Raw genomic sequence first — 25,661 nt, 5'->3', positions numbered from 1 at the left:
TCGTCCGCCCGTCCCGTCTCCCGACGGGACGGGCGGACTGTTGCGTGCCGTCGCGCCGTCGCCACCGGAGAGCCGCCGGAGACAGGGCCCTAGGGGGCTCTACGGGTAGCTAGGGGCGGGTTGCGGAGCCGACGATCGTCCCTCAGGACGAACGCCAGCCCGGCGTCTCGACAGCGCGCGATGAGGGAGGCACTCGCCACCATGACGAGTGATCTTGTTCACGGTACTGATGCCATCGCAATCACCGGCGTGTCGTGCCGCCTCCCCCAGGCGCCCGACCCCGGCGCCTTCTGGGAGTTGCTGCGCGCGGGCCGCAGTGCGATCACCGAGGTGCCGCCGGACCGCTGGGACCCGGACGCGGTGCTGCCGGACTCCCCGGAGCGGCATCGGGCCGGGCTGCGCCACGGGGGGTTCCTCGACCGGGTGGACGCGTTCGACGCGGCGTTCTTCGGCATCTCGCCGCGCGAGGCCGTGGCGATCGACCCGCAGCAGCGGCTGTTCGCCGAGCTGGCCTGGGAGGCGCTGGAGGACGCGGGCATCGTCCCGGAGACGCTGCGCGCCACCGCGACGGGCGTGATGGTCGGGGCGATCGCCGCCGACTACACGGCGCTGGCGCAGCGCGGTGGCGCGATCACCCAGCACTCGCTGCCCGGGCTGAACCGCGGTGTCATCGCCAACCGGGTGTCGTACGCGCTGGGCCTGCGCGGTCCGAGCCTGGCGGTCGACACCGCGCAGTCGTCGTCGCTGGTGGCGGTGCACCTGGCGGTGGAGAGCCTGCGCAAGGGCGAGTGCACGCTGGCGCTGGCGGGCGGTGTGGCGCTCAACTTCGCGCCCGAGAGCGCCGAGGTCGCCGGGCGGTTCGGCGGGCTGTCGCCGGACGGGCGCTGCTTCACCTTCGACGCGCGGGCCAACGGCTATGTCCGCGGTGAGGGCGGCGGGGTCGTCGTGCTGAAGCCGCTGGCGGACGCGATGCGCGACGGGGACACGGTGTACGGGGTCATCGTCGGCAGCGCGGTCAACAACGACGGTGCCACCGAAGGGCTCACCGTGCCCAGCGCCGAGGCCCAGGCGGCGGTGGCGCGGCGGGCGTGCGAGGACGCGCGGGTGGATCCGGCGCAGGTGCGCTATGTGGAGTTGCACGGGACGGGTACGCCGACGGGCGATCCGCTGGAGGCGGCGGGCGTGGGCGCCGCGTACGGCAGCGCGCGGCCCGCAGGCTCGCCCGTTCTCGTCGGGTCGGCCAAGACCAACGTCGGGCATCTGGAGGGCGCGGCGGGCATCGTCGGGCTGATCAAGACGGCGCTGAGCATCCGGCACCGGGAGATTCCGGCGAGCCTGAACTACGCGTCGCCGCATCCGCGCATCGACCCCGAGGCGCTGAACCTGCGCGTGCAGACCGCGTGCGGCCCATGGCCGGACGCGCCGCTGCTGGCCGGGGTGAGTTCCTTCGGCGTGGGCGGGACGAACTGCCACGTCGTGCTCGCCGAGGGGCCCGGGCGGACCGCGCCCGAGGAGGACGTGCCGCAGGGCGACGGTTCGGCGGTCCCGCTGGCTCCGTGGCTGGTGTCCGGGCGTACGGAGGCCGCGTTGCGCGCCCAGGCCGGACGGCTGCTGGAGCGCCGAACGGCCGACGGTGGCGGTGATGGGGACGCGTACGACGTGGGCTGGTCGCTGGCCCGCACCCGCACCCACTTCGAGCACCGCGCCGTGGCCCTCGGGCTCGCTCACGGCGCGCAGCTGGAGGCGTTGCGGGCCGGGGCCGATGTGCCCGGGCTGATCACGGGTGTCACGGGCGACCACGGCAAGGTGGCGCTGGTGTTCCCGGGGCAGGGCTCGCAGTGGGAGGGCATGGCGCGCGAGCTGCTGCGTACGTCGGCGGTCTTCCGCGCGTCGATCGAGCGTTGCGACGCGGCGCTCGCCCCGTACGTCGGCTGGTCGCTGCGGGACACGCTGACCGCCGAGCCCGGCGCGCCGTCCCTGGACCGGGCGGATGTCGTCCAGCCCGTGCTGTTCGCGGTGATGGTGTCGCTCGCCCGGGTGTGGGAGTCGCTGGGCGTACGGCCGGACGCGGTGGTCGGGCATTCGCAGGGCGAGGTGGCCGCCGCGCACATCGCGGGAGCGCTCAGCCTGGAGGACGCCGCCCGGGTGGTGGCGCTGCGCAGCCGGACCATCATGACGCTGGCGGGCACCGGGGCCATGGCGTCGGTGCCGCTGCCGGCCGACCGGGTCGCCGACTACCTCGCCCCCTTCGGCGAGGGCCTCGGCATCGCCGCGGTCAACGGGCCCGGCACCACGGTGGTGGCCGGGGCTCCCGAGGAGGTGGCCGCGTTACTGGCCCGCTGCGAGGCGGACGGGATCCGGGCGAAGGCCGTCCCCGCCGTGGACTTCGCGTCGCACTCGCCGCACATGGAGGCCATCCGGGAACGGTTGCTGGAGCAGTTGGCGGGGGTGACGCCGCGTTCGTGTGACATCGCCTTCTACTCGACGGTCACGGCAAGCACCATCGACACGGCCGGGCTGGACGCCGCGTACTGGTACACCAACCTCCGTCAGCCCGTCCTCTTCGAGACGACGCTCCGGGCCATGGCGGAGGCGGGGTTCGGCACGTTCATCGAGTCGAGCCCGCATCCCGTGCTCACCCTCGGACTGCGGGAGACACTGCCGGAGGCTCTGGTGGTGGGGTCGCTGCGGCGGCACGAGGCGGCGTGGCCGCCGCTGCTGACCTCCCTGGCGGAGCTTCATGTGCGCGGCCTGCCCGTGGACTGGTCCGCCGTCTTCGCGGGGCGGACGCCGCGTCGCGTGGCGCTGCCCACGTACGCGTTCCAGCGCGAGCGCCACTGGCCGGAGGTGTCCACCGCGTTCGAGCCCACGGCGCGGGTTTCCCCTCAGGAGATCGAGCACGCGGAGGCCCCCGCGGCGGAGGCTCCCGCGGCGCAGGCGACCTGGCCGGAGCGGCTTGCCGGGCTGCCGGAGGACGAGCGCAGCCGTACGGCGCTGGAGCTGGTGCGGCTGCGCACGGCCATCGTGCTCGGCCATCTGAGCACGGACACGGTGGATGTCGACCGGGCGTTCCGTGAGCTGGGCATGGACTCCACGATGGCGGTCCAGCTGCGGCAGAACCTGGTGGCCGCCACGGGGCTGGCCCTGCCGGAGACCGTCGTCTTCGACCATCCGAGCCCGTCCCGGCTGGCGCGGAAGCTGCGCGAACTCGCCCTGGGCGAGGACGCGTTGGCGGTCCCTGCGCGGGCGGTGGCATCTGCGGTGGACGCCGACGACCCGATCGTGGTCGTCGGCATGGCCTGCCGCTTCCCCGGTGGCGCCGGTTCGCCCGAGGAGCTGTGGCGGCTGGTCGACGGCGGTGTGGACGCCATCTCGGGGTTCCCCACCGACCGGGGCTGGGATCTGGACGCGCTGTACGACCCCGAGCCCGGGGTGCGGGGCAAGACCTACACCCGGCACGGCGGATTCCTTGAGGACGCCGCCGAGTTCGACGCGGAGTTCTTCGGCATCAGCCCGCGCGAGGCCACCGCGATGGACCCGCAGCAGCGGGTGCTGCTCCAGGTCACCTGGGAGGCGTTCGAGCGCGCCGGGATCGATCCGGGCACGCTGCACGGCAGCGGCACCGGGGTGTTCGTGGGCGCGATGTCGCAGGAGTACGGCCCGCGGCTGCACGAGGGCGACGACGGGCTGGGGGGCTATCTGCTCACGGGCAACACCGCGAGCGTCGCGTCGGGGCGGCTCGCCTACACCTTCGGACTCGAGGGCCCGGCGGTGACGATCGACACGGCCTGCTCGTCGTCGCTGGTCGCGATGCACCAGGCGGTGCAGGCGCTGCGCGTCGGGGACTGTGCGCTGGCGGTGGCGGGCGGCGTCACGGTCATGGCGACGCCGGGCATGTTCGTGGAGTTCGGGCAGCAGCGCGGGCTGGCCGCGGACGGCCGGTGCAAGTCGTTCGCGGCCGGTGCCGACGGCACGATCTGGGCCGAGGGCGCGGGCATGGTCCTGTTGGAGCGGCTCTCGGACGCACGGGCCAACGGGCACACGGTTCTGGCCGTCATCCGCGGCTCGGCGGTCAACCAGGACGGCGCGTCGAACGGCCTGACCGCGCCGAACGGTCCGTCGCAGCAGCGCGTCATCAACGCCGCGCTGGCCGCCGCCGGGCTCACCCCCGACCAGGTGGACGCCGTCGAAGGCCACGGCACCGGCACCACCCTCGGCGACCCCATCGAGGCGCAGGCCCTGCTCGCCACCTACGGGCAGGGGCGCGCGGAGCCGCTGTGGCTGGGCTCGCTGAAGTCCAACATCGGCCACGCGCAGGCGGCCGCCGGTGTCGGTGGCGTCATCAAGATGATCCAGGCCATGCGCCACGCCACCCTGCCCAGAACCCTCCACGTCGAGGAGCCCAGCCCCCGCATCGACTGGTCCACCGGCACCATCCAGCTCCTGACCGAGGCCCGGCCCTGGCCCGAGAACGGCCACCCCCGCCGGGCCGCCGTCTCCTCCTTCGGCATCAGCGGCACCAACGCCCACCTCATTCTCGAGGCTCCGCCGAAGCCCCAGGACGCGGAGGAGCGGCAGGAGGCTCCCCACGGCCAGGATGCTCCGCAGGGCACCGTGCTCCCGTGGGTGCTCTCCGCCAAGACCGAGCAGGCGCTGCGGGACCAGGCCCAACGGCTGCGCGGCCACCTGGCCGACCACCCCGGCCTCACCCCCGCCGCCATCGGCCACTCCCTGGCCACCACCCGCGCGCACTTCCCCCACCGGGCCGTGGTGGTGGCGGCCGACCGCGAGGCGTTCGACCAGGCTCTGGACGCCCTCACCCGCGGTGAACCGTCGCCCGCCGTGGTGCGTGGCACCTCCCGCCCCGGCAGGACCGCCTTCCTGTTCACGGGGCAGGGCAGCCAGCGACTGGGCATGGGCCGGGGGCTGTACGGGGCGTTCCCGGTGTTCGCGCGCGCCTTCGACGAGGTGTGCGCCGTACTGCCCGACCCCGCGGTGCGCGAGGTGATGTGGGGCGACGAGGAGGCGCTTCACCGTACGGAGTTCACCCAGCCCGCGATCTTCGCGGTCGAGGTGGCGCTGTTCCGGCTGCTGGAGTCCTGGGGTGTACGGCCCGACTTCGTCGCCGGTCACTCGATCGGCGAGCTGGCCGCCGCGCATGTCGCCGGGGTGTTCTCGCTGGAGGACGCCGCCGCGCTCGTCACCGCGCGGGGGCGGCTGATGGGGGCACTGCCGCCCGGGGGTGCGATGGTGGCCGTCGAGGCCACCGAGGACGAGGTGACCCCGTATCTGACGGAACGGGTGGACCTCGCCGCCGTCAACGGCCCCACCTCGGTGGTGATCTCGGGCGCCGAGGACGCCGTCACCGCGGTCCTCGAACGGCTCGGTGAGCGCAGGACGAACCGGCTGACGGTGTCCCACGCGTTCCACTCGCCGCTGATGGACCCGATGCTGGAGGAGTTCCGCGCGGTCGCACAGACCGTGACGTACGCCGAGCCGCGGATCCCGATGGTGGCGGGCGGCGATGCGGCCACCGCGGAGTACTGGGTGCGACATGTGCGCGGGACGGTCCGGTTCGCCGACGCGGTGACCCGGATGGAGACCGAAGGCGCCACGCATTACGTGGAGTTGGGGCCGGACCGTGTCCTCACCGCCATGGTGCGCAACAGCCTCACCGACCCGGACGCCGCCACCCTCGTCCCCACCCTCCACCGCGACCGCGACGAGCCGCAGGCGCTGCTGGGCGCCCTCGGCCGGCTCCACGCCCATGGCGTCGCCATCGACTGGGCCCGCCTGTTCGGTGACACCGCGCTTCCGGCCGTGGACCTGCCCACGTACGCGTTCCAGCGGGAGCGCTACTGGCTGGAGACGCCGAAGCCCACCCTGGGCGCCGACAGCCTGGGACTGACGGCGACCGGCCATCCGATCCTGACCACCGCGGCCGAACTCCCCGACCCGGGCGGGCTGCTCCTGACCGGCCGGGTGAACGCCACCACCCCGGGCTGGGCGGCCGACCACGCCGTCTTCGGCACACCCGTCATGCCGGGCGTGGCGTTCGTGGACATGCTGCTGCACGCCGCGGCACGGGTGGGGTGTGCCCGCGTCGAGGAGCTGACCCACCACGTCTTCCTGGCGCTGCCCGAGCGCGGCGCGCTCCAGCTGCGGGTCCTCGTCCGGGCGGCGGACGACACGGGGCGGCGGGCCTTCGCCGTCCACTCACGGCCCGAGGACGCCCCGACGGGCGCCGACTGGACCTGCCACGCCACAGGTGCGCTCGGTGGCGTCGCCGAGGACGCCGGGGCCCCCGCCGACGCGGCCTGGCCCCCGGCCTCCGCCGAACCCCTCGACACCGAAGGCTTCTATCGGCGGATCGCCGACGCCGGTTTCGGCTACGGCCCGCTCTTCCAGGGGCTCAAGGCCGCCTGGCGGGACGGCGACACGCTGTACGCCGACGTCGCCCTGCCCGCGGGCACCGCCCCGGGCCCGTACGGCGTCCACCCCGGGCTGCTCGACTCCGCGCTCCACCCGCTGGCCCTGGCCGCGGGTGAGTCGGACGACGACACGCTCCGGGTGCCGTTCTCCTGGAGCGGGGTGACCCTCCACACGACCGGCGCACGCGCCCTGCGGGTCCGGCTCGCGCGCTCGGCGCCGGATGCGGTCGCGCTGCGGGTCATGGACGCGGCCGGGGCGCCGGTTCTCACCGTCGACTCCCTCGTCCTGCGGGCGGTCGGCGCCGAGCAGCTCGCCGCGGCCAGGCCCGACCGCGACGGCGCGCTCCACGAGGTCACCTGGCGCGCGGTGGCCACGCCACCGGACGGCGTCGTATCCCCCGGGGGCGCCGGGTGGGCGGTGGTCGGGGACGCGGACGACCGGCTGGTCGCCGCGGCGCTGGCAGCGCTCGGCCCCGCGACCGCGACCTACCCGGACGCCGAAGCCCTGCGCGCGGCGCTGCGGTCCGGTGCGGCCCGGCCGGAGACGGTCCTCGCCCGGTGCGCCGGGGTTGCCGCAGACGGCGCCGACCCGGCCGAGGCGGCGCACGCCGCGACGCGCCACGCCCTGGAGCTGCTGCAGACGGTCCTGGCCGACGGGGAGCCGGGCTCTCGCCTGGTGGTCCTCACCGAGGGCGCGGTGTCCACCGGTACCGGCGACGAGCCGACCAACCTGGCCGGAGCAGCGGTCTGGGGTCTGATCCGTTCGGCCCGGACCGAGCACCCGGACCGGTTCACGCTCCTCGACGTCGACGGCTCGCAAGCCTCCGAAGAGGCCATCGACGCGGCCCTGTCGACCGAGGAGCCCCAACTTGCCGTCCGCGAAGGCCAGTTGTTCGTTCCCCGCCTCGCCGCTCTGACGTCGGCGCCGCTTTCTGCCGCGACGCCCGCCACTCCGTTCGACCCGCGACGGACGGTGCTCATCACCGGCGGCACCGGCGCCCTCGGCGCCGTCCTCGCGCGCCACCTGGTCACCCGGCACGGTGTCAGGAGGCTGCTGCTGACCAGCAGAAGCGGCCCCGAAGCGGCGGGCGCCCTCACCGCGGAGCTGGCCGCCCTCGGAGCCGAGGCCACCGTCACGGCCTGCGACGTCGGCGACCGCGAGTCCCTGGCCGCGCTGCTGGCGGCCCTGCCCGAGGAACACCCGCTCGGCGCGGTGGTGCACTGCGCGGGCGTCCTGGACGACGGTGTGGTCACCGAACTCGACCAGGGTCGGCTGGGTACGGTGCTGCGCCCCAAGGCCGACGGCGCGTGGAACCTCCACGTGGCGACCCGGGACGCCGACCTGACCGCGTTCGTGCTGTTCTCGTCCGTGGCCGGCACGCTGGGCACCGCGGGACAGGCCAACTACGCCGCCGCCAACGCCTTCCTCGACGCGCTCGCCCACCACCGCCGCGACGCCGGCCTGCCCGCCACCTCCCTCGCCTGGGGCCTCTGGGCGGAGGACGGCGGCATGGGCGGCACCCTGGACCAGCGTGGCCTGGCCCGTATGAGCCGCGAGGGGCTGGCGCCGATGCCCACCGCACGGGCCCTCGCGCTCTTCGACGCGGCCCTCGCGACCGATCGCACGGTGCTCGTTCCCACCGGGCTCGACGTCACCGGCGCACGCGCGCAGCGGTCGCCGAGCCCGCTGTCCCCGCTGCTCGCCGACCTGGTTCCCACCCAGGCCGCGCCCGCCGGCCGGGCGAGCGACACCGGCCAGGACGACTCGCTGCGCGGGCGGCTCGCCGGGCTGAACGAGGCCGAACAGCGCGACCTGCTGCTGGACGTCCTCCGCCTGCACATCGCCACCGTCCTGGGCCACAGCACACCGCCCGCCATCGACCCCGGAACCTCGTTCAAGGACCTGGGTTTCGACTCGCTCGCGGGCATCGAACTGCTCATCGTCCTGGGCGAGGCGCTGGGGCTGCACCTGCCGTCCACCATGCTGTTCGACCATCCCACCCCCGCCGCCCTGATCACCCATCTCAGGGACGAACTGGGCGGCGATGCCCCGCTGCCGGTGGCCCCCGCCGAAGCGACGGACACCGCGAGCACCCCGCGCGCCGCCGACGACGGGGCCACCACGCCCGCCCCCGCCGCGGACGACGCCGAGCCGATCGCGGTCATCGGCATGGGATGCCGCTTCCCCGGTGGCGCGAGCACGCCGGAGGAGCTGTGGCGGCTGGTGGCCGAGGGCCGCGACGCGGTGGGGGCGTTCCCCGACAACCGCGGCTGGGACCTCGACGACCTGTACGATCCCGATCCCGACGTACGTGGCAAGACCTACGCCCGCGAGGGCGGCTTCCTCTACGACGCGGCCGAGTTCGACGCCGAGTTCTTCGGCATCAGCCCCCGCGAGGCCCTCGCGCTCGACCCCCAGCAGCGGCTGCTGCTGGAGACGGCGTGGGAGACGTTCGAGGACGCGGGGCTCCGGCCCGACACCCTGGACGGCAGCGCGACCGGTGTCTTCGCCGGAGTCGTCACCCAGGAGTACGGCTCCCTCGTTCACGAGGGCAGCGAGCCCGTCGACGGCTTCCTGCTGACGGGTACGACGGCGAGCGTGGCGTCCGGGCGGGTGGCGTACACCTTCGGCTTCGAGGGCCCGGCGGTCACGGTCGACACCGCCTGCTCCTCCTCGCTGGTGGCGCTCCACATGGCCTGCCAGTCGCTGCGGAGCGACGAATGCTCCATGGCGCTCGCCGGTGGCGCCACCGTGATGGCCAATGCGGGGATGTTCCTGGAGTTCAGCCGCCAGCGCGGGCTGGCGCCCGACGGCCGGTGCAAGTCGTTCTCGGCCGCCGCCGACGGCACGATCTGGGCCGAGGGCGCGGGCATGGTCCTGCTCGAACGGCTCTCCGACGCCCAGGCCAACGGGCACCCCGTGCTGGCCGTCATCCGTGGCTCGGCGGTCAACCAGGACGGCGCGTCGAACGGCCTGACCGCGCCGAACGGTCCGTCGCAGCAGCGCGTCATCAACGCCGCGCTGGCCGCCGCCGGGCTGACTCCGGAGCAGGTGGACGCGGTCGAGGGACACGGCACCGGCACCACCCTCGGCGACCCCATCGAGGCGAAGGCTCTCCTCGCCACTTACGGGCAGAACCGCGAGGAGCCTGTGTGGCTGGGCTCCTTCAAGTCCAACATCGGCCACGCCCAGGCGGCGGCCGGTATCGGTGGCGTCATCAAAATGATCCAGGCCATGCGCCACGGCACCCTGCCCAAGACGCTCCATGTCGATGAGCCCAGTCCGCACATCGACTGGACCACCGGCAGCGTGCGGCTGCTCACCGAGGCCCGGCCCTGGCCCGAGAACGGCCACCCGCGCCGCGCGGCTGTCTCCGCCTTCGGCATCAGCGGCACCAACGCCCACCTCGTCCTCGAACAAGCCCCCGCTCCCGCGAACCTCGCACCGGTCCCGGACACCTCGCCGCAGCCGATCACGGTCCCCTGGATCCTGTCCGCCAAGAACGAGCAGGCCCTGCAAGCCCAGGCCCAGCAGCTGCGCACCCACCTTGAGCTGAGCCCCGAGCTGCGACCGGACCGCGTCGCGTACGCACTCGCCACCACACGCGCCCTCTTCCAGCACCGGGCCGTGGTGGTGGCGGACGAGCGCGAGGCGTTCGACCGCGCGCTGGCCGCCCTCACCCGCGGCGAACCCTCCCCGGCCGTGGTCCACGGCACACCCCACCCGGGCAAGACCGCGTTCCTGTTCACCGGCCAGGGCGCCCAACGAGCGGGCATGGGACGTCGGCTCTACGACACCTACCCCGCCTTCCGGGACGCGTTCGACGAGGTCTGCGGCACGCTGGACCAGTACCTGGAAGCCGAACAGCCGCTGAAGGATGTCGTCTTCGCCGAGGACCAGGGTCAGCTGAACCAGACCCGGTACACCCAGGCCGCACTCTTCGCCCTGGAAACCGCGCTCTACCGCCTCATCGCATCCTTCGGCATCACCTCCGACTACCTCACCGGCCACTCCATCGGCGAACTCACCGCCGCCCACATCGCCGGAATCCTCACCCTCGACGACGCCTGCTACCTGGTCGCCGCCCGCGGATCACTGATGCAAGCGCTCCCCGCCGGGGGCGCCATGATTTCCGTACGCGCCACCGAGGAGCAGATACGCCCGCTGCTGGACGGACGCGAGCAGGAAGTGGCCATCGCCGCCATCAACGGCCCCACTTCCCTGGTCATCTCCGGCGACGAACACGCCACCACCGACATCGCCGCCACCCTGGCCGAACGCGGCATCAAGACCCGCCGTCTCACCGTCTCCCACGCGTTCCACTCACCCCATATGGACCCCATGCTGGAGGAGTTCGCACGCGTCGCCGCAGAACTCACCTACCGCTCCCCCACCATCCCCCTCGTCTCCAACCTCACCGGGCAGCTCGCCGACCCCGACGAGATCACCACCCCCGCCTACTGGGTCCGCCACGTCCGCGAAGCCGTCCGCTTCGCCGACGGCATCACCACCCTCCACACCCACGGCGTCCGCCACTACCTCGAACTCGGACCCGACGCCACCCTCACCACCATGGCCCAGGACAGCCTGGCCGACGACACCGAAGGCATCGCGTTCATCCCTGTCCTGCACCGGGAGCGGGAGGAGAACCACACCTTCCTCACCGCCCTGGCCACCGCGCACACCCACGGCGTCCACGTCGACTGGACACCCCTGATCGGCGACACCCACGCCCCCACCACCCTCCCCACCTACCCCTTCCAGCGCCGGCGCTACTGGCTGGAACGGCCCAAGCCCACCGCGGGCGCCGACGGTCTGGGGCTCACGGCGACCGGCCATCCGGTGCTGACCACCTTGGCCGAACTGCCCAATGGGGGCGGTCACCTCTTCACCGGCCGCGTTTCCGGCTCCGATCCCGCCTGGGTGGCCGAGCACGCCATCTTCGGCGCGATGATCGTGCCCGGCGTGGCCTTCGTCGATCTGCTCCTCCACGCGGCGCGCCATGTGGACTGCGGCCACATCGAGGAACTCACCCACCATGTGTTTCTCGCCGTACCGGAGCGCGGCGCACTCCAGCTACGGGTCCTGGTCGAACCGGCGGACGAGTCCGGGCGCCGCTCCCTCGCGGTCTACTCCCGGCCGGAGGACGCCCCGGCCGAGAACGAGTGGACCTGCCATGCCACGGGTGTGCTCGCGGCCGAGGAGAGGGAAGCCCCGTCAACGGCAGGCGTGCTGACGGACGATGTCTGGCCCCCGGCCGCCTCGGTCCCCATGGACACGGAGGAGTTCTACCGGCGGGTCACCGGTGCGGGCTTCGGCTACGGACCGCTGTTCCGGGGGATGCGCGCCGCCTGGCGGGACGGGGACACCACGTACGCGGAGGTGTCTCTCCCCACGGACGCCGACCCCGGCGCGTACGGCATCCATCCCGGCCTGCTCGACTCGGCGCTCCAGCCGGCGGCGCTCGTCGCGGGGCGTGAGGCGGCGGAGGACACCATCAGGGTGCCGTTCTCGTGGAGCGGCGTATCCCTCCACGCGACAGGGGCGAGGGCCCTGCGGATCCGCCTCATGTGGCCCACACCGGACACGGTGTCGCTGGTCATCGCGGATCAGACGGGTGCGCCGGTGATGACGATCGACGCCCTCATCATGCGGTCGGTCGGCCCCGACCAGCTCGCCGCCGCGCGAGCGGCCGACGCCGGAGAGCTGTACGAGGTCGACTGGCTCGCCGTCCCGACACCCGAGGACGAGGTCCAGGGCACGGTCGAGGTCCCCCGGGACGCGGTGGCACTCCCGACCGCGCGGCGGGACGACGACACCACCGGCGCCGACGTGTTCGTCACATGGTGTGTCTCCGAGGCCGACGCCGACCCGGCACAGTCCACCCGCTCCCTCACGCATCGCGTGCTCGGCCTCGTCCAGGCGGTCGTGTCCGATGACCGGCCGGACTCCCGCCTGGTGGTCCTCACCAGGGGCGCGATGTCCACCGGCACCGGCGACGAGCCGACCGACCTGGCCGGAGCGGCGGTCTGGGGGCTGATCCGCACGGCTCAGTCGGAACACCCGGACCGGTTCACGCTGATCGACCTCGACAGCTCGGATGCCTCGTTGCCGGCCGTCCCGACCGCCCTCGCCACGAACGAACCCCAGCTCGCCGTGCGCCACGGCGCGCTGCTTGCCCCTCGCCTCGCCCGTACCGCCGCCGACACCGACCCCGGCACCTCCGACACTCCCGATACCCCTGACACCGCTCCGGCAGCGTTCGCCCCGGACAAGACGGTGCTCATCACCGGTGGCACCGGCGCCCTGGGCACGCTCCTCGCCCGCCACCTGGTCAGCACGTACGGCGTCAGGAGGCTGCTGCTCATCAGCCGGAGCGGCCCGCAGGCGGAGAGCACCATCGCCGCGGAACTCGCCGAACTCGGCGCAGAGGTCACGATCGCGGCGTGCGACGCCGCCGACCGGCAGTCGCTGGAGACTCTGCTCGGGAGCCTGCCGGAGGAGCATCCGCTCGGCGCGGTGGTGCACTGTGCCGGGACACTGGACGACGGCATTGTGACGGCCCTCAGTCCTGAGCGGTTCGACGGAGTGCTCCGCCCGAAGGTGGACGCCGCGTGGAACCTCCATCTGCTGACCCGGGACATGGACCTGGACGTGTTCGTGCTGTTCTCGTCGGCGGTCGGCGTCCTCGGCTCTCCCGGACAGGCCAACTACGCGGCCGCCAACAGCTTCCTGGACGGACTCGCCCAGCACCGCCGTGCCTGCGGGCTGCCCGCGACATCACTCGCCTGGGGTCTGTGGGATCAGGGCGGCGGCATGGCCGGAACCCTCGATGAGCAGGACCGGGCACGCATGAGCCGCAACGGGCTGCTGCCGATGCCCGCCGAACAGGCGCTCGGGCACTTCGACGCGGCGCTGCACGCGGCCACTTCGGTGGTGGTCCCGGCCAAGCTCGACCTCGCGGGCCTGCGCGCCCGCGCCACGTCCGCCCCCGTGACGCCGATCTTCCGCGGCCTGGTCCGCGCACCCCTGCGCAGCGCCGCCCAGTCGGCCGCGGCCGGAGGGGACGCGGGCGGCCTGCGGCAGTCGCTCGCGGGTCACCCCGAGCCCGAGCAGGACCGGATCGTGCTGGACTTCCTGCGCCGTCATGTGGCCACCGTCCTCGGACACGGCTCGCCCGACGCGATCGAGCCCGGTCACTCGTTCAAGGACCTCGGTTTCGACTCGCTCAGCTCGGTGGAGCTGCGCAACTCGCTCAACAAGGCGTCCGGGATGCGCCTCCCGTCCACCCTGTTGTTCGACTACCCCACCCCCGCGGTGCTGGCGAGCCACATACGTGGCGAGCTGGTGGGCAGTGGGCAGGCCGAGGCCGGTACCCAGGTGGCCCGGCGCACCGCCCGTACCGCACCGGCGAGCACCGACACGGCCGAGCCGATCGCGATCGTGGGCATGGGGTGCCGCTTCCCCGGTGGCGCGAGCACACCGGAGGAGCTGTGGCGGCTGGTGGCCGAGGGCCGCGACGCGGTGGGGGCGTTCCCCGACAACCGCGGCTGGGACGTCGAAAACCTCTACGACCCCGACCCCGATGTGCGCGGCAAGACCTACGTCCAACAGGGCGGCTTCCTCTACGACGCCGACCGCTTCGACCCGGAGTTCTTCGGCATCACCCCCCGCGAAGCCTTGGCGCTCGACCCCCAGCAGCGTTTCCTTCTGGAAACGGCCTGGGAGGCGTTCGAGGACGCGGGGATCCGGCCCGACACCCTGCGCGGCAGCGCCACCGGCGTCTTCGCCGGGGTGGCCGCCCAGGAGTACGTCTCGCTGACTCATCACGGCGGCGAACCCGTCGAGGGCTATCTGCTGACGGGTACGACGGCGAGTGTGGCGTCCGGGCGGGTGGCGTACACGTTCGGCTTCGAGGGCCCGGCGGTGACGGTCGACACCGCCTGCTCCTCCTCGCTGGTGGCGATGCACTTGGCCTGCCAGTCCCTGCGGAGTGGCGAATGCTCCATGGCCCTGGCCGGTGGCACCACGATCATGGCCAATGCGGGGATGTTCCTGGAGTTCAGCCGCCAGCGCGGACTGGCGCCCGACGGCCGGTGCAAGTCGTTCTCCGCCGGCGCCGACGGCACGATCTGGGCCGAGGGCGCGGGCATGATCCTGCTGGAACGGCTCTCCGACGCCCAGACCAACGGCCACACCGTCCTGGCCGTCATCCGTGGCTCGGCGGTCAACCAGGACGGCGCCAGCAACGGCCTGACCGCGCCCAATGGACCGTCCCAGCAACGCGTCATCACCGCGGCCCTGGACAACGCCGGGCTCACCCCGGACCAGGTGGACGCGGTGGAGGGCCACGGTACCGGCACGACCCTGGGCGACCCCATCGAGGCCCAGGCCCTGCTCGCCACTTACGGGCAGAACCGCGAGGAGCCTCTGTGGCTGGGCTCCTTCAAGTCCAACATCGGCCACGCCCAGGCGGCGGCCGGTATCGGTGGCGTCATCAAAATGATCCAGGCCATGCGTCACGCCACCCTGCCCAAGACACTCCACGTCGATGAGCCCAGCCCGCACATCGACTGGGACTCGGGCAATGTCCAGTTGCTCACCGAGGCCCGCGCCTGGCCCGAGAACGGCCATCCCCGCCGCGCCGGCGTCTCCTCCTTCGGCATCAGCGGCACCAACGCCCACCTCATCCTCGAACAAGCCCCCACCACCCCCGTCGCGGAACCTCCGACGAACACCACGACCGTCCCCTGGCTCCTCTCCGCCAAGACCGAACAAGCCCTCCGCGACCAAGCCCAACGACTCCTCGACCACACCACCGAACACCCCACCCTCCACCCCACCGACATCGCCCACACCCTGGCCACCGCGCGCACCACCTTCGACCACCGGGCCGTGGTGGTGGCGGACGAGCGCGAGGGGTTCGACCGCGCGCTGGCCGCCCTCACCCGCAGCGAGCCCTCCCCGGCCGTGGTCCGCGGCACACCCCACCCGGGCAAGACCGCGTTCCTGTTCACCGGCCAGGGCGCCCAACGAGCGGGCATGGGACATCGGCTCTACGACACCTACCCCGCCTTCCGGGACGCGTTCGACGAGGTCTGCACCACCCTTGACGGCCACCTCGGCGGCGAACGGCCCATCGCGGATGTCGTGTTCGCCGAGGACCAGGGTCCGCTGAACCAGACCCGGTACACCCAGGCCGCACTCTTCGCCCTGGAAACCGCGCTCTACCGCCTCATCGCATCCTTCGGCATCACCCCCGACTACCTCACCGGCCACTCCATCGGCGAACTCACCGCCGCCCACATCGCCGGAATCCTCACCCTCGACGACGCCTGCCGCCTGGTCGCCGCCCGCGGCACCCTCATGCAGGCCCTTCCGGCCGGCGGGGCGATGATCTCGGTGCGCGCCGCCGAAGACGACGTCCGGCCCCTGCTCGAAGGCCGTGAACACGAGGTCGCCATCGCCGCCATCAACGGCCCCATCTCCCTGGTCATCTCCGGCGACGAACACACCACCACCGACATCGCCGCCACCCTGGCCGAACGCGGCATCAAGACCCGCCGTCTCACCGTCTCCCACGCGTTCCACTCACCCCACATGGACCCCATGCTGGAGGAGTTCGCACGCGTCGCCGCAGAACTCACCTACCACTCCCCCACCATCCCCCTCGTCTCCAACCTCACCGGGCAGCTCGCCGACCCCAACGAGATCACCACCCCCGCCTACTGGGTCCGCCACGTCCGCGAAGCCGTCCGCTTCGCCGACGGCATCACCACCCTCCACACCCACGGCGTCCGCCACTACCTCGAACTCGGACCCGACGCCACCCTCACCACCATGGCCCAGGACTCCGTACCGGAAGACGCCGGCGCCACCTTCATCCCCACTCTCCACCGCGACCGGGACGAGAGCCACACCCTCCTCACCGCACTCGCCACCGCACACACCCACGGCGTCCACGTCGACTGGACGCCCCTGATCGGCGACACCCACGCCCCCGCCGCCCTCCCCACCTACCCCTTCCAGCGCCGGCGCTACTGGCTGGAGACGTCGAAGCCCACCGCCGGCGCCCCGAACACCTCCACCCACCCCCTCCTCACCGCGGCGATCACCCTCCCCGACGGGGAAGGCGCCGTGTTCACCGGCGAGGTTTCGCTCAAGGCCCAGCCGTGGCTGAGCGATCACGTCGTACACGGCACGGTGGTGCTGCCGGGCGTGGCCTTCGTGGATCTGCTGCTGCACGCGGCCGGGTACGTCGGATGCGATCAGATCGAAGAGCTGACGCACCATGCCTTCCTGGCCGTGCCGGAGCGGGGTGCCCGGCAGCTGCGGCTCACCGTGGGTGCCGCGGACGAGGCCGGGCGGCGGTCGTTCGCGCTCTTCTCGTCGGAGAGCGAGGCGGCCGAGGAGACGGCCGAATGGACGCGCCACGCCAGCGGTTTCCTCGCCGATTCCGCGCCGGAGCCCACGTTCGACCTCACGGCGTGGCCGCCCGCCGAGGGCGAGTCCGTCGACGTCGAGGAGTTCTACCGCGGGTTCATCGGGCGTGGGTACGAGTACGGGCCGCTGTTCCGGGGCTTCCGGGCGGGCTGGCGCGTCGGTGACACCCTCTACGCGGAGATCGCGCTCCCGGACGGTACGGACCCCGAGGCGTACGGCGTCCACCCCGCCCTGCTGGACTCGGCGCTGCACCCCCTGATGCTGTTCTGGTACGAGTCGGAGCGCGTACGGCTGCCCTTCTCCTGGAGCGGCGCGGCGTTGCACGCCGTCGGGCCGTCCCGGTTGCGGGTGCGGTTGTCCCGCTCGGAGCGGGACATGATGTCGCTGGCGGTGGCCGACGCCACGGGCGCTCCCGTGCTCACCATCGCCGGGCTGGCCATGCGCGAGGTGGCCCCGGATCAGCTCGCCGCCGCCAAGGCCCGGCAGAGCGACGCCCTGTACGAGCCGAGCTGGCTCCCCGTGCCCGCGCCCGCGTCACAGAGCGGCGGACCGTGGGCGGTGGTCGGCGTCGCGGAGGTGGCTGCCGCGCTCCGTACCGCCGGAATCGATGCGGTGAACCACGCGACCCTCGCCGCACTCGGCGTGGAGGACGCCAAGCCACCGCAGATCGTGGTGGCGGGGCCCGCCCGCTCCGATGGCGGTGATCTGGCAGCCGACGCGCACACCGCGGCCACCGAACTCCTCTCCCTGGTACAGGACTTCGTCTCCGACGACACCCTCGCCGACGCGCGGTTGGTCGTGCTGACCCGGGGGGCTGTGCCCGCGGAGGACGGTGAGGGGGTGCCGGATCCGGCGGCGGCCACGGTGTGGGGGCTGATGCGTACGGCGGACGCGGAGTATCCCGGCCGGTTCGTGCTCGTCGACGTGGACGGGGCGGACGCCTCGTACCGCGCGCTCCCGGCGGCGCTCGCCACGGGAGAACCACAGCTCGCCATCCGCGGCGGTGAGCTGCGCGTGCCCCGGCTGGTGCGCGCGACACCGCCCACGCCAAAGACGGACGGCGGAGGGAACGGTGCCGGACTCGACCCCGGGGGGACCGTGCTCATCACCGGCGGCACCGGCACCCTCGGCGGTCTGCTGGCCCGGCACCTCGTGGAGCGGCACGGCGTACGGCACCTGCTCCTGGCCAGTCGGCGCGGCCCGGCGGCGGACGGCGCGACGGAACTGGCCGCGCGGCTGAAGGAACTGGGCGCCGACGTTTCCCTCGCGGCCTGCGACACCGCGGACGCCGAGGCGGTGGCGGAACTGCTGCGGTCGATTCCCTGCGCGCATCCGCTGACGGGGGTGTTCCACACGGCCGGGCTCCTGGACGACGCCGCGATCGCCTCGATGACACCGGAACGGCTGTCGGCGGTGCTGCGGCCCAAGGTCGATGCCGCCTCCCATCTGCACCGGCTGACGGAGGACCTGGACCTGGCGGCGTTCGTGCTGTTCTCCTCCGCCGCGGGGGCGATCGGCAATGCGGGGCAGGCCAACTACGCCGCGGCGAACACCTTCCTGGACGGGCTCGCCGCCCACCGCCGAGGGCGGGGACTGCCGGGTCTCTCGCTGGCGTGGGGCCTGTGGGCGCAGACCAGCGAACTGACCGCGGGGCTCGATCCGGTCGGGCGGGCACGGCTGGGCCGCGGTGGCATCGCCGCGATGCGCACGGCGCAGGCGCTCGGCCTGCTCGACCTCGCCCTGGGCTCGCCCCAGGCGCTCCTGGTGCCCGCGAAGCTGGACCTGGCGCGGCTGGGCGACGGCGATGCCCCCGTCCCGGCGGTGTTGCAGGGGCTGGTCCGTTCCCGGTCCCGGCGGGCGGCCGCCACGGGCGGTGCGGCGGGCCCGGACACGCTGCGGCAGCGGCTCGCCCCGCATGACGAGGCCACGCAGCTGGACATCCTCCTCACCTACATCCGTGGGCAGGTCGCCGCGGTGCTCGGTCACGGCTCGCCGCACGCCATCGACGCCGACAGCGGGTTCCTGGAGATGGGGCTCGACTCGCTCACCACCGTCGAGTTCCGCAACAACCTCAACCACGCCACCGGCCTCCGGCTGCCTCCCACCACCCTGTTCGACTACCCCACACCGGTTCAGCTGGCCTCGATGCTGCGTGCCGAGCTGGCACCCGAACGGGCCCCCGACGAGGTTCCGCAGTCGCTGGTCGCCGAGTTGGACCGGCTGGAGAGCAGTCTGCGGACCGCGGTCCCCGGTGTCCGTACCGCGGTCGCCGCGCGCATGCAGGCTCTCCTGCTGCAGCTGGACGGCCCGGCCCCGGAGGACGCCGAACAGCCGGGGACGGGGCCGGACATGACGATCGAGTCCGCGACGGACGACGAGATCTTCGACTTCATCGACAACGAGCTGGGGCTCTCATGAACGAGGACAAGCTGCGCGACTATCTGAAGCGGGTGACCGCCGACCTCCAGCGCACCCGTCAGCGGCTGGCCGAGGTGGAGTCACGTCACCACGAGCCTATCGCGGTCGTGGGCATGGCCTGCCGGTTCCCCGGCGGTGCCACCACGCCCGAGGGGCTGTGGGAGCTGGTGTCGGAGGGGCGTGACGCGGTGGGCCCGTTCCCGGAGAATCGGGGCTGGGATCTGGACGGCCTGTACGACCCGGATCCCCAGGCCACCGGGAAGACCTACGCCCGCGAGGGTGGCTTCCTGTACGACGCCGACCGCTTCGATCCCGAGTTCTTCGGCATCAGCCCCCGCGAAGCCCTCGCGCTCGACCCCCAGCAGCGGCTGCTCCTCGAGACCAGTTGGGAGTGCGTGGAGAGCGCCGGGCTGTCCCCGGGCGAGCTGCGCGGCAGCCGTACCGGGGTGTTCAGCGGGGTGTCCGGGCACGAGTACGCCTCGCTCATCCACCGGGGTCCGGAGGATGTCGAGGGCCATCTGCTGACGGGTACCACTCTCAGCGTGGCGTCCGGGCGGATCGCGTACACGCTCGGTCTTGAGGGCCCGGCGGTCACCGTGGACACCGCGTGCTCGTCCTCGCTGGTGGCCCTCCACATGGCCTGCCAGTCGCTGCGTAACGACGAGTCCACCATGGCGCTGGCCGGTGGCGCCGCGGTGATGCCGACGCCGGGGATGTTCGTGGAGTTCAGCCGTCAGCGCGGGCTGGCGTCCGATGGGCGGTGCAAGTCGTTCGCGGCCGCCGCCGACGGCACCACCTGGGCCGAGGGGGCGGGCACGATCCTGCTGGAACGGCTCTCCGACGCCCTGGCCAACGGCCACACCGTCCTGGCCGTCATCCGTGGCTCGGCGGTCAACCAGGACGGAAAGAGCAGCCGGCTGAGCGCGCCCAACGGCCCCGCTCAGCAGCGGGTCATTCACGCGGCTCTCGCGAGCGCCGGGCTCACTCCCGACCAGGTGGACGCCGTCGAAGGCCACGGCACCGGTACCACCCTCGGCGACCCCATCGAGGCCCAGGCCCTGCTCGCCACTTACGGGCAGAACCGCGAGGAGCCTCTGTGGCTGGGCTCCTTCAAGTCCAACATCGGCCACGCCCAGGCGGCGGCCGGTATCGGTGGCGTCATCAAAATGATCCAGGCCATGCGTCACGCCACCCTGCCCAAGACACTCCACATCGATGAGCCCAGCCCGCACATCGACTGGACCACCGGCAACGTCCAGCTCCTCACCGAGGCCCGCGCCTGGCCCGAGAACGGCCATCCCCGCCGCGCCGGCGTCTCCTCCTTCGGCATCAGCGGCACCAACGCCCACCTCATCCTCGAACAAGCCCCCACCACCCCCGTCGCGGCAGCTCCAACAACCACCACCGTCCCCTGGCTCCTCTCCGCCAAGACCGAACAAGCCCTCCGCGACCAAGCCCAACGACTCCTCGACCACACCACCGAACACCCCACCCTCCACCCCACCGACATCGCCCACACCCTGGCCACCGCCCGGGCCACCTTCGACCACCACGCCGCCGTCGTCGGTGCCACGCGCGACGAACTCCTCGCCCAGCTCCACACCCTCGCCCAGGACCCCGTCCTCGCCGCCCTCCCCGCCCGGCCCCGCACCAAGAAGGTCGCCTTCCTCTTCACCGGCCAGGGTGCCCAGCACCCGGGGATGGGCCGCCGGCTCCACGATGCCTACGCCACCTTCCGCGACACGTTCGACGAGGTCTGCACCATCCTCGACCGCCACCTCGGCGCCGAACGCCCCCTCAGGGACGTCGTCTTCGCGGACGATCCCACGCTCCTGAACCAGACCCGCTACACCCAGCCCGCTCTGTTCGCGCTCCAGACCGCCCTCACCCGGCTCCTCATCGAGGACTTCGGCATCACACCCAGCCACCTCATCGGCCACTCCATCGGTGAGATCGCCGCCGCCCACGCCGCCGGGGTCCTCTCGCTGGACGACGCCTGCCGCCTGGTCGCGGCCCGCGGAAGCCTCATGCAGGCCCTGCCGCCCGGTGGCGCGATGATCGCCGTCGAGGCGACCGAGGACGAGGTCACCCCGCTCCTCACCGAACGCGTCGGCATCGCGGCCGTCAACGGACCCCGCGCGGTCGTCGTCTCCGGCGACGAGAGCGACGTCACCGCCATCGCCGAGGCGTTCTCCGGTCAAGGGCGGCGCACCCGCCGCCTCACCGTCAGCCACGCGTTCCACTCACCCCAGATGGAGCCCATCCTCGACGACTTCCGTCGGGTCGCCGAGACCCTCACCTACGACGCGCCCCGCATCCCCCTCGTCTCCACCGTCACCGGCCGCCCCGCCGGCCCGGACATGACCGGCGCCGCCTACTGGACCGGGCACATCCGCGGCACCACCCGCTTCCACGACGGCCTCACCGCGCTCCACGACCTCGGCGTCACCACCTTTCTGGAGATCGGGCCCGACGCCGTGCTCACCGCGCTCACCCGCGAGGCGCTGCCCGAGGCGGCCGCCGTCTCCCTGCTGCGCCCCCGTCACCACGAGCCGACCAGCCTGGTCACCGGCCTGGCCCAGGCACACGCCTGCGGCGTCGCCGTCGACTGGAAGGGGTTCCTCGCCGGGTGCGGGGCGCGGACCGTCGCCCTTCCCACGTATGCCTTCCAGCGCCGTCGCTACTGGCTGGACACCCCCGACCCCGCCGGTTCACCCGCGGGCCTGGGCCTGGAGCCCGCCTCGCATCCGCTGCTGGCCACCGCCACCGAACTCCCGGACGGCAGCCATCTGTTCACGGGCCGGGTGACGCTGGCCGACCACGCGTGGCTCGGCGACCACATCGTCATGGGCACCGTCATCCTCCCCGGCACCGCCTTCGTGGAGCTGGCGTTCCACGCCGCCCATAGGGTGGGGACCGACGAGATAGCGGAACTCGTCCTGAACGCCCCCGTCACCTTCGGTGCCCAGGGCGCCGCGCTGCTCCAGGTCATCGTCGGCCCCGAGGACCCGTCCACGGGCCGCACCCTGACCATCAGGTCCCGCTCGGCGGAGGACCACTCCTGGACGGAGAACGCCACCGGCCACCTGAGCGCCCCCGTGCCGGTCGCCTGACCGTACCGCGTACGCGACCAAAGGGCCGGACACCATCCGAGGTGTCCGGCCCTGTCCCGTGTGTCGATCAGGCGGCGCTTCCCAGGCGGAGCGGGGTGAACGGCAGCGCCGAGGTGTGCGGGGCGGTGTCGGTGAGGTAGGCGGCCATGACCTCGGCCGTGATGGGGGTGAGCTGGACGCCCATGCGGAAGTGGCCGGTGGCCAGGTAGACGTCGGGGACGGCGGTCGGGCCGATGAGCGGGAGTGCGTCGGGCGAGGCGGGGCGCAGGCCCGCGCTGATCTCGGCGAAGCGCAGGGCTCCGACGCCGGGGATGATCTCGGCGGCACGGGCCAGCAGGTCGTGGGTTCCGTCGGCGGTGACGGTCTCGTCGTAGCCGCGCTCCTCGTAGGTGGCGCCGATGACGAGTTCGCCGTCCAGCCGGGGCACCAGGTAGAGCGACCGGCCCTTGGAGAGGGCGCGGGACGTCACGCCCAGCAGCGGCCGTTCGGAGTGCAGCCGCAGGATCTGGCCCTTGACGGGACGGATCTCCGGGATGGCGTCCTCGGGAAGGCCCCCGATGTGGTGTGTCCAGCAGCCGGCGGCGAGGACGACGCGGTCGAAGGTCACCGCGTCGCCGTTGTCGAGGGTGACGGTGTGGTGCGCGACCCGGATGGCCTGCCTGCGGATGACGGTGCCGCCGAGGGCTTCGATGGCCGTGAGCAGCGCCGCGTTGAGGGTGCGCGGGTCGACGGCGCCGTCGTCGGGCCCCAGCAGGCCGCCGAGGGTGGGGGCGAAGGCGGGCTGGAGTCTCGCGCACTCCTCGGGGGTGAGGCGTTCGGAGCGGATGCCCAGCGACTCCCGGAAGGACTCCTGGAACTCGAGGACACGGAGGGCGTCCTCGTCGAAGGCGGCGTCGAGGACGCCGTCGCGCCGGAAGCCGGCGGGGGCGAACTCCTCCAGCTCGGCGGCGAAGGACGGCCAGAGGTCGCGGGAGGCCAGGCACAGCCGCAGCAGGTCGTTCATGCCGTCGATCTGCTCGCTGCTGGGCGGGAGCATGCCCGCGGAGGCGTGGGATGCCTTGGTGGCCGGGGCCGGGTCGATCACGGTGACGGTGACGCCGTGGCGCAGGGCCCGCCAGGCGGTGGCGAGGCCGATGATGCCTCCGCCGACGACTACGGTGTTCATGATTCGCTCTCCTGGAGAAGTCGCCGCAGATGGGAGGCGAGGTCTGCGGGCGTCGGATGGTCGAAGGTGAGGGTCGCGGGCAGCCGCAGTCCGGTGGCGGCGGACAGGTGGCGGCTGAGTTCGAGGTTGCCGATGGAGTCGAGGCCGACGGTGTGGAACTCCCGGTCGGGGTCGATGTCGTCGGGGCTGTCGTAGCCGAGGACGGTGGCGGCGGCGGTACGGACGCATTCCAGGGCGGCGCCGTCGTGTTCGGCCTCGGGCAGGTTCGCCAGGCGGGCCCGCAGGGTGTCGGTCGCGGAGGGCCGGGGCGTCGAGGCGGGCGCCAGGTCGGCCAGGACGGGCGGGATGTCCCCGGCGAGGGCCGACTCGTTCAGCCGTACGGGCGCGAGGACGGCCTCGTCCCCGGCGAGAGCGGCGTCGAAGAGGGTCAGGCCCTGGTCGTGGCCGAGCGGGGCGAAGCCGGAGCGCTTGATGCGGGTGAGGTCGGCGGTGGACAGCTCGGAGCCCATGCCGCCCTCGCTCTCCCACAGGCCCCAGGCGAGGGAGACACCGCGCAGCCCGAGGGTGCGGCGGTGGTGGGCAAGCGCGTCGAGGACGGCGTTGGCGGCGGCGTAGTTGCCCTGTCCCGCGTTGCCGGTCAGCCCGGCGACGGAGGAGAACACCACGAACGCGCAGTCCGGGTCGCGGATCAGGGCGTGCAGATGGAGTGCGGCGTCGGCCTTGGGCCGCAGGACGGCGTCGAGCCTGCGCGGCGTCAGGGTGTCGACCGTGGCGTCGGACAGCACGCCCGCGGTGTGGATGACGGCGGACGGCGCGGGGATGTCCGCCAGGGCTCGCGTCAGTGAGGCGCGGTCGGCGGTGTCGCAGGCGACGATGTCGACGCGGGCGCCGAGCGCGGTGAGGTCGGCGGCCAGAACATCGGCGCCGGGTGCGGCCGGGCCGCGGCGGCTGAGCAGCACAAGGTGGCGGACGGTGTGGCGGGTGACCAGGTGCCGGGCGATCAGGCGGCCCAGCGCACCGGTGCCGCCGGTGATGACGACGGTGCCGGTGAGGCTCGTACGGCCCGGTGGTGGCGGGCAGCGGACGAGGCGGGGCCGGAACAGGGCGCCGTGGCGCACGGCGAGTTGCGGTTCGCCGGAGGCCACGGCGGCGAGGAGGGCGCGGCCCGAGTCCTCGGGGTCGTCGACGTCGACGAGGACGAAGCGGCCGGGGTGTTCGGACTGGGCGCTGCGCAGCAGCCCCCACACGGCCGCGCCCGGCAGATCGGACAGGTCTTCCTGGGGGCGGGTGGCGAGGGCGCCGCTGCTGACCAGGACGAGGCGGGCGTCGGCGAGTCGTTCGTCGGCCGACCACTCCTGGACGAGCATCAGGGCGCGCTGTGCGGCCGAGCGCACCGGGGAGTCCTGGTCCGTGCAGGAGACCACGACCACGTCGGGTGCGGGCGCGCCGTCGCGGAGCGCGGCGTCGAGGGCGGCCAGTGAGGGGTAGGAGTCGAACGAGCGGCGGATGGACTTCAGGGCGCCGGTGACGCCGATGTGGTCGGTGCCGAGGAACGCCCAGCGCGGTTGGTCGGTGGCGGCCGGCGGCTGCTCGACGGCCTTCCAGGCGACGCGCAGCAGTTGGGTGCGCTGTGCCGCGGCGTCGAGCTGGTCGGCGGTGACGGGACGTCTGACCAGGGATCGGACCGTGACGACCGGTTCGCCGTCGTCGCCGGTGAGGGCCAGGGAAACGCCGCCCTCGCCGGGCCGGGCGTGGACGCCAAGGCGTCCCGCGCCCGCTTTGTGGAGGCGCACCCCGCGCAGCGCGAAGGGCAGGAACGTGCTGTCGTCGCGGTCGAGGTCCGGTACCAGCGCGGCCTGGAGGGCGGCGTCGAACAGCGCCGGGTGGAGGTGGTAGTCGCCCTCGCCACCGGACGCGGCGCCGTCGAGCCGGGCTTCGGCGTAGACCTCCTCGCCGTCCGCCCATACGGCGCGCAGGCCGCGGAAGGCGGGCCCGTACGGGAGGCCGCGGTCGGCGAGACGGCTGTAGATGTGTGCGATGTCGACCTGACGGGCTTCCTGGGGAAGCTCCGGCCGTTCCGGGTTGCTCAT

Annotated in this window: 3 protein-coding genes and 1 pseudogene; 2 read left to right on the top strand and 2 right to left on the bottom strand. The window is 73.2% G+C overall.

Features of this window, described 5'->3' with window-relative positions; all coding sequences use genetic code 11:
• Positions 1–228: 228 nt before the first annotated feature.
• Together ACH4SI_RS02030 and ACH4SI_RS02025 are read left to right on the top strand one after the other, a co-directional pair.
• Positions 229–19,293 (top strand): annotated as a pseudogene (locus tag ACH4SI_RS02030) (SDR family NAD(P)-dependent oxidoreductase); the annotation flags it as partial.
• A 32-nt stretch (positions 19,294–19,325) separates the two neighbouring features.
• On the top strand, positions 19,326–22,406 hold the full coding sequence (locus ACH4SI_RS02025) for a type I polyketide synthase (protein WP_398292315.1): 3,081 nt from the start codon (positions 19,326–19,328) through the stop codon (positions 22,404–22,406).
• 67 nt (positions 22,407–22,473) lie between these two features.
• On the opposite strand, the gene thiO is transcribed toward ACH4SI_RS02025, so the two are convergent.
• On the bottom strand, positions 22,474–23,571 hold the full coding sequence (thiO, locus tag ACH4SI_RS02020) for a glycine oxidase ThiO (RefSeq protein WP_398291488.1): 1,098 nt from the start codon (positions 23,569–23,571) through the stop codon (positions 22,474–22,476).
• Positions 23,568–25,661: a type I polyketide synthase gene (locus ACH4SI_RS02015; protein ID WP_398291486.1), complete on the bottom strand. Its 2,094-nt coding sequence runs from the start codon at positions 25,659–25,661 to the stop codon at positions 23,568–23,570. The genes thiO and ACH4SI_RS02015 overlap by 4 nt, the downstream gene beginning before the upstream one ends.

This window comes from Streptomyces sp. NPDC021212 (assembly GCF_044332925.1).
In the GTDB taxonomy this organism is placed as follows: Bacteria; Actinomycetota; Actinomycetes; order Streptomycetales; family Streptomycetaceae; genus Streptomyces.
This window is presented reverse-complemented; position numbering and strand designations above follow the sequence as displayed.

Excerpts from the sequence above, each read along its gene's own strand:
- thiO (WP_398291488.1), bottom strand. The coding sequence starts at position 23,571 with ATGAACACCGTAGTCGTCGGCGGAGGCATCATCGGCCTCGCCACCGCC.
- ACH4SI_RS02015 (WP_398291486.1), bottom strand. The coding sequence starts at position 25,661 with ATGAGCAACCCGGAACGGCCGGAGCTTCCCCAGGAAGCCCGTCAGGTC.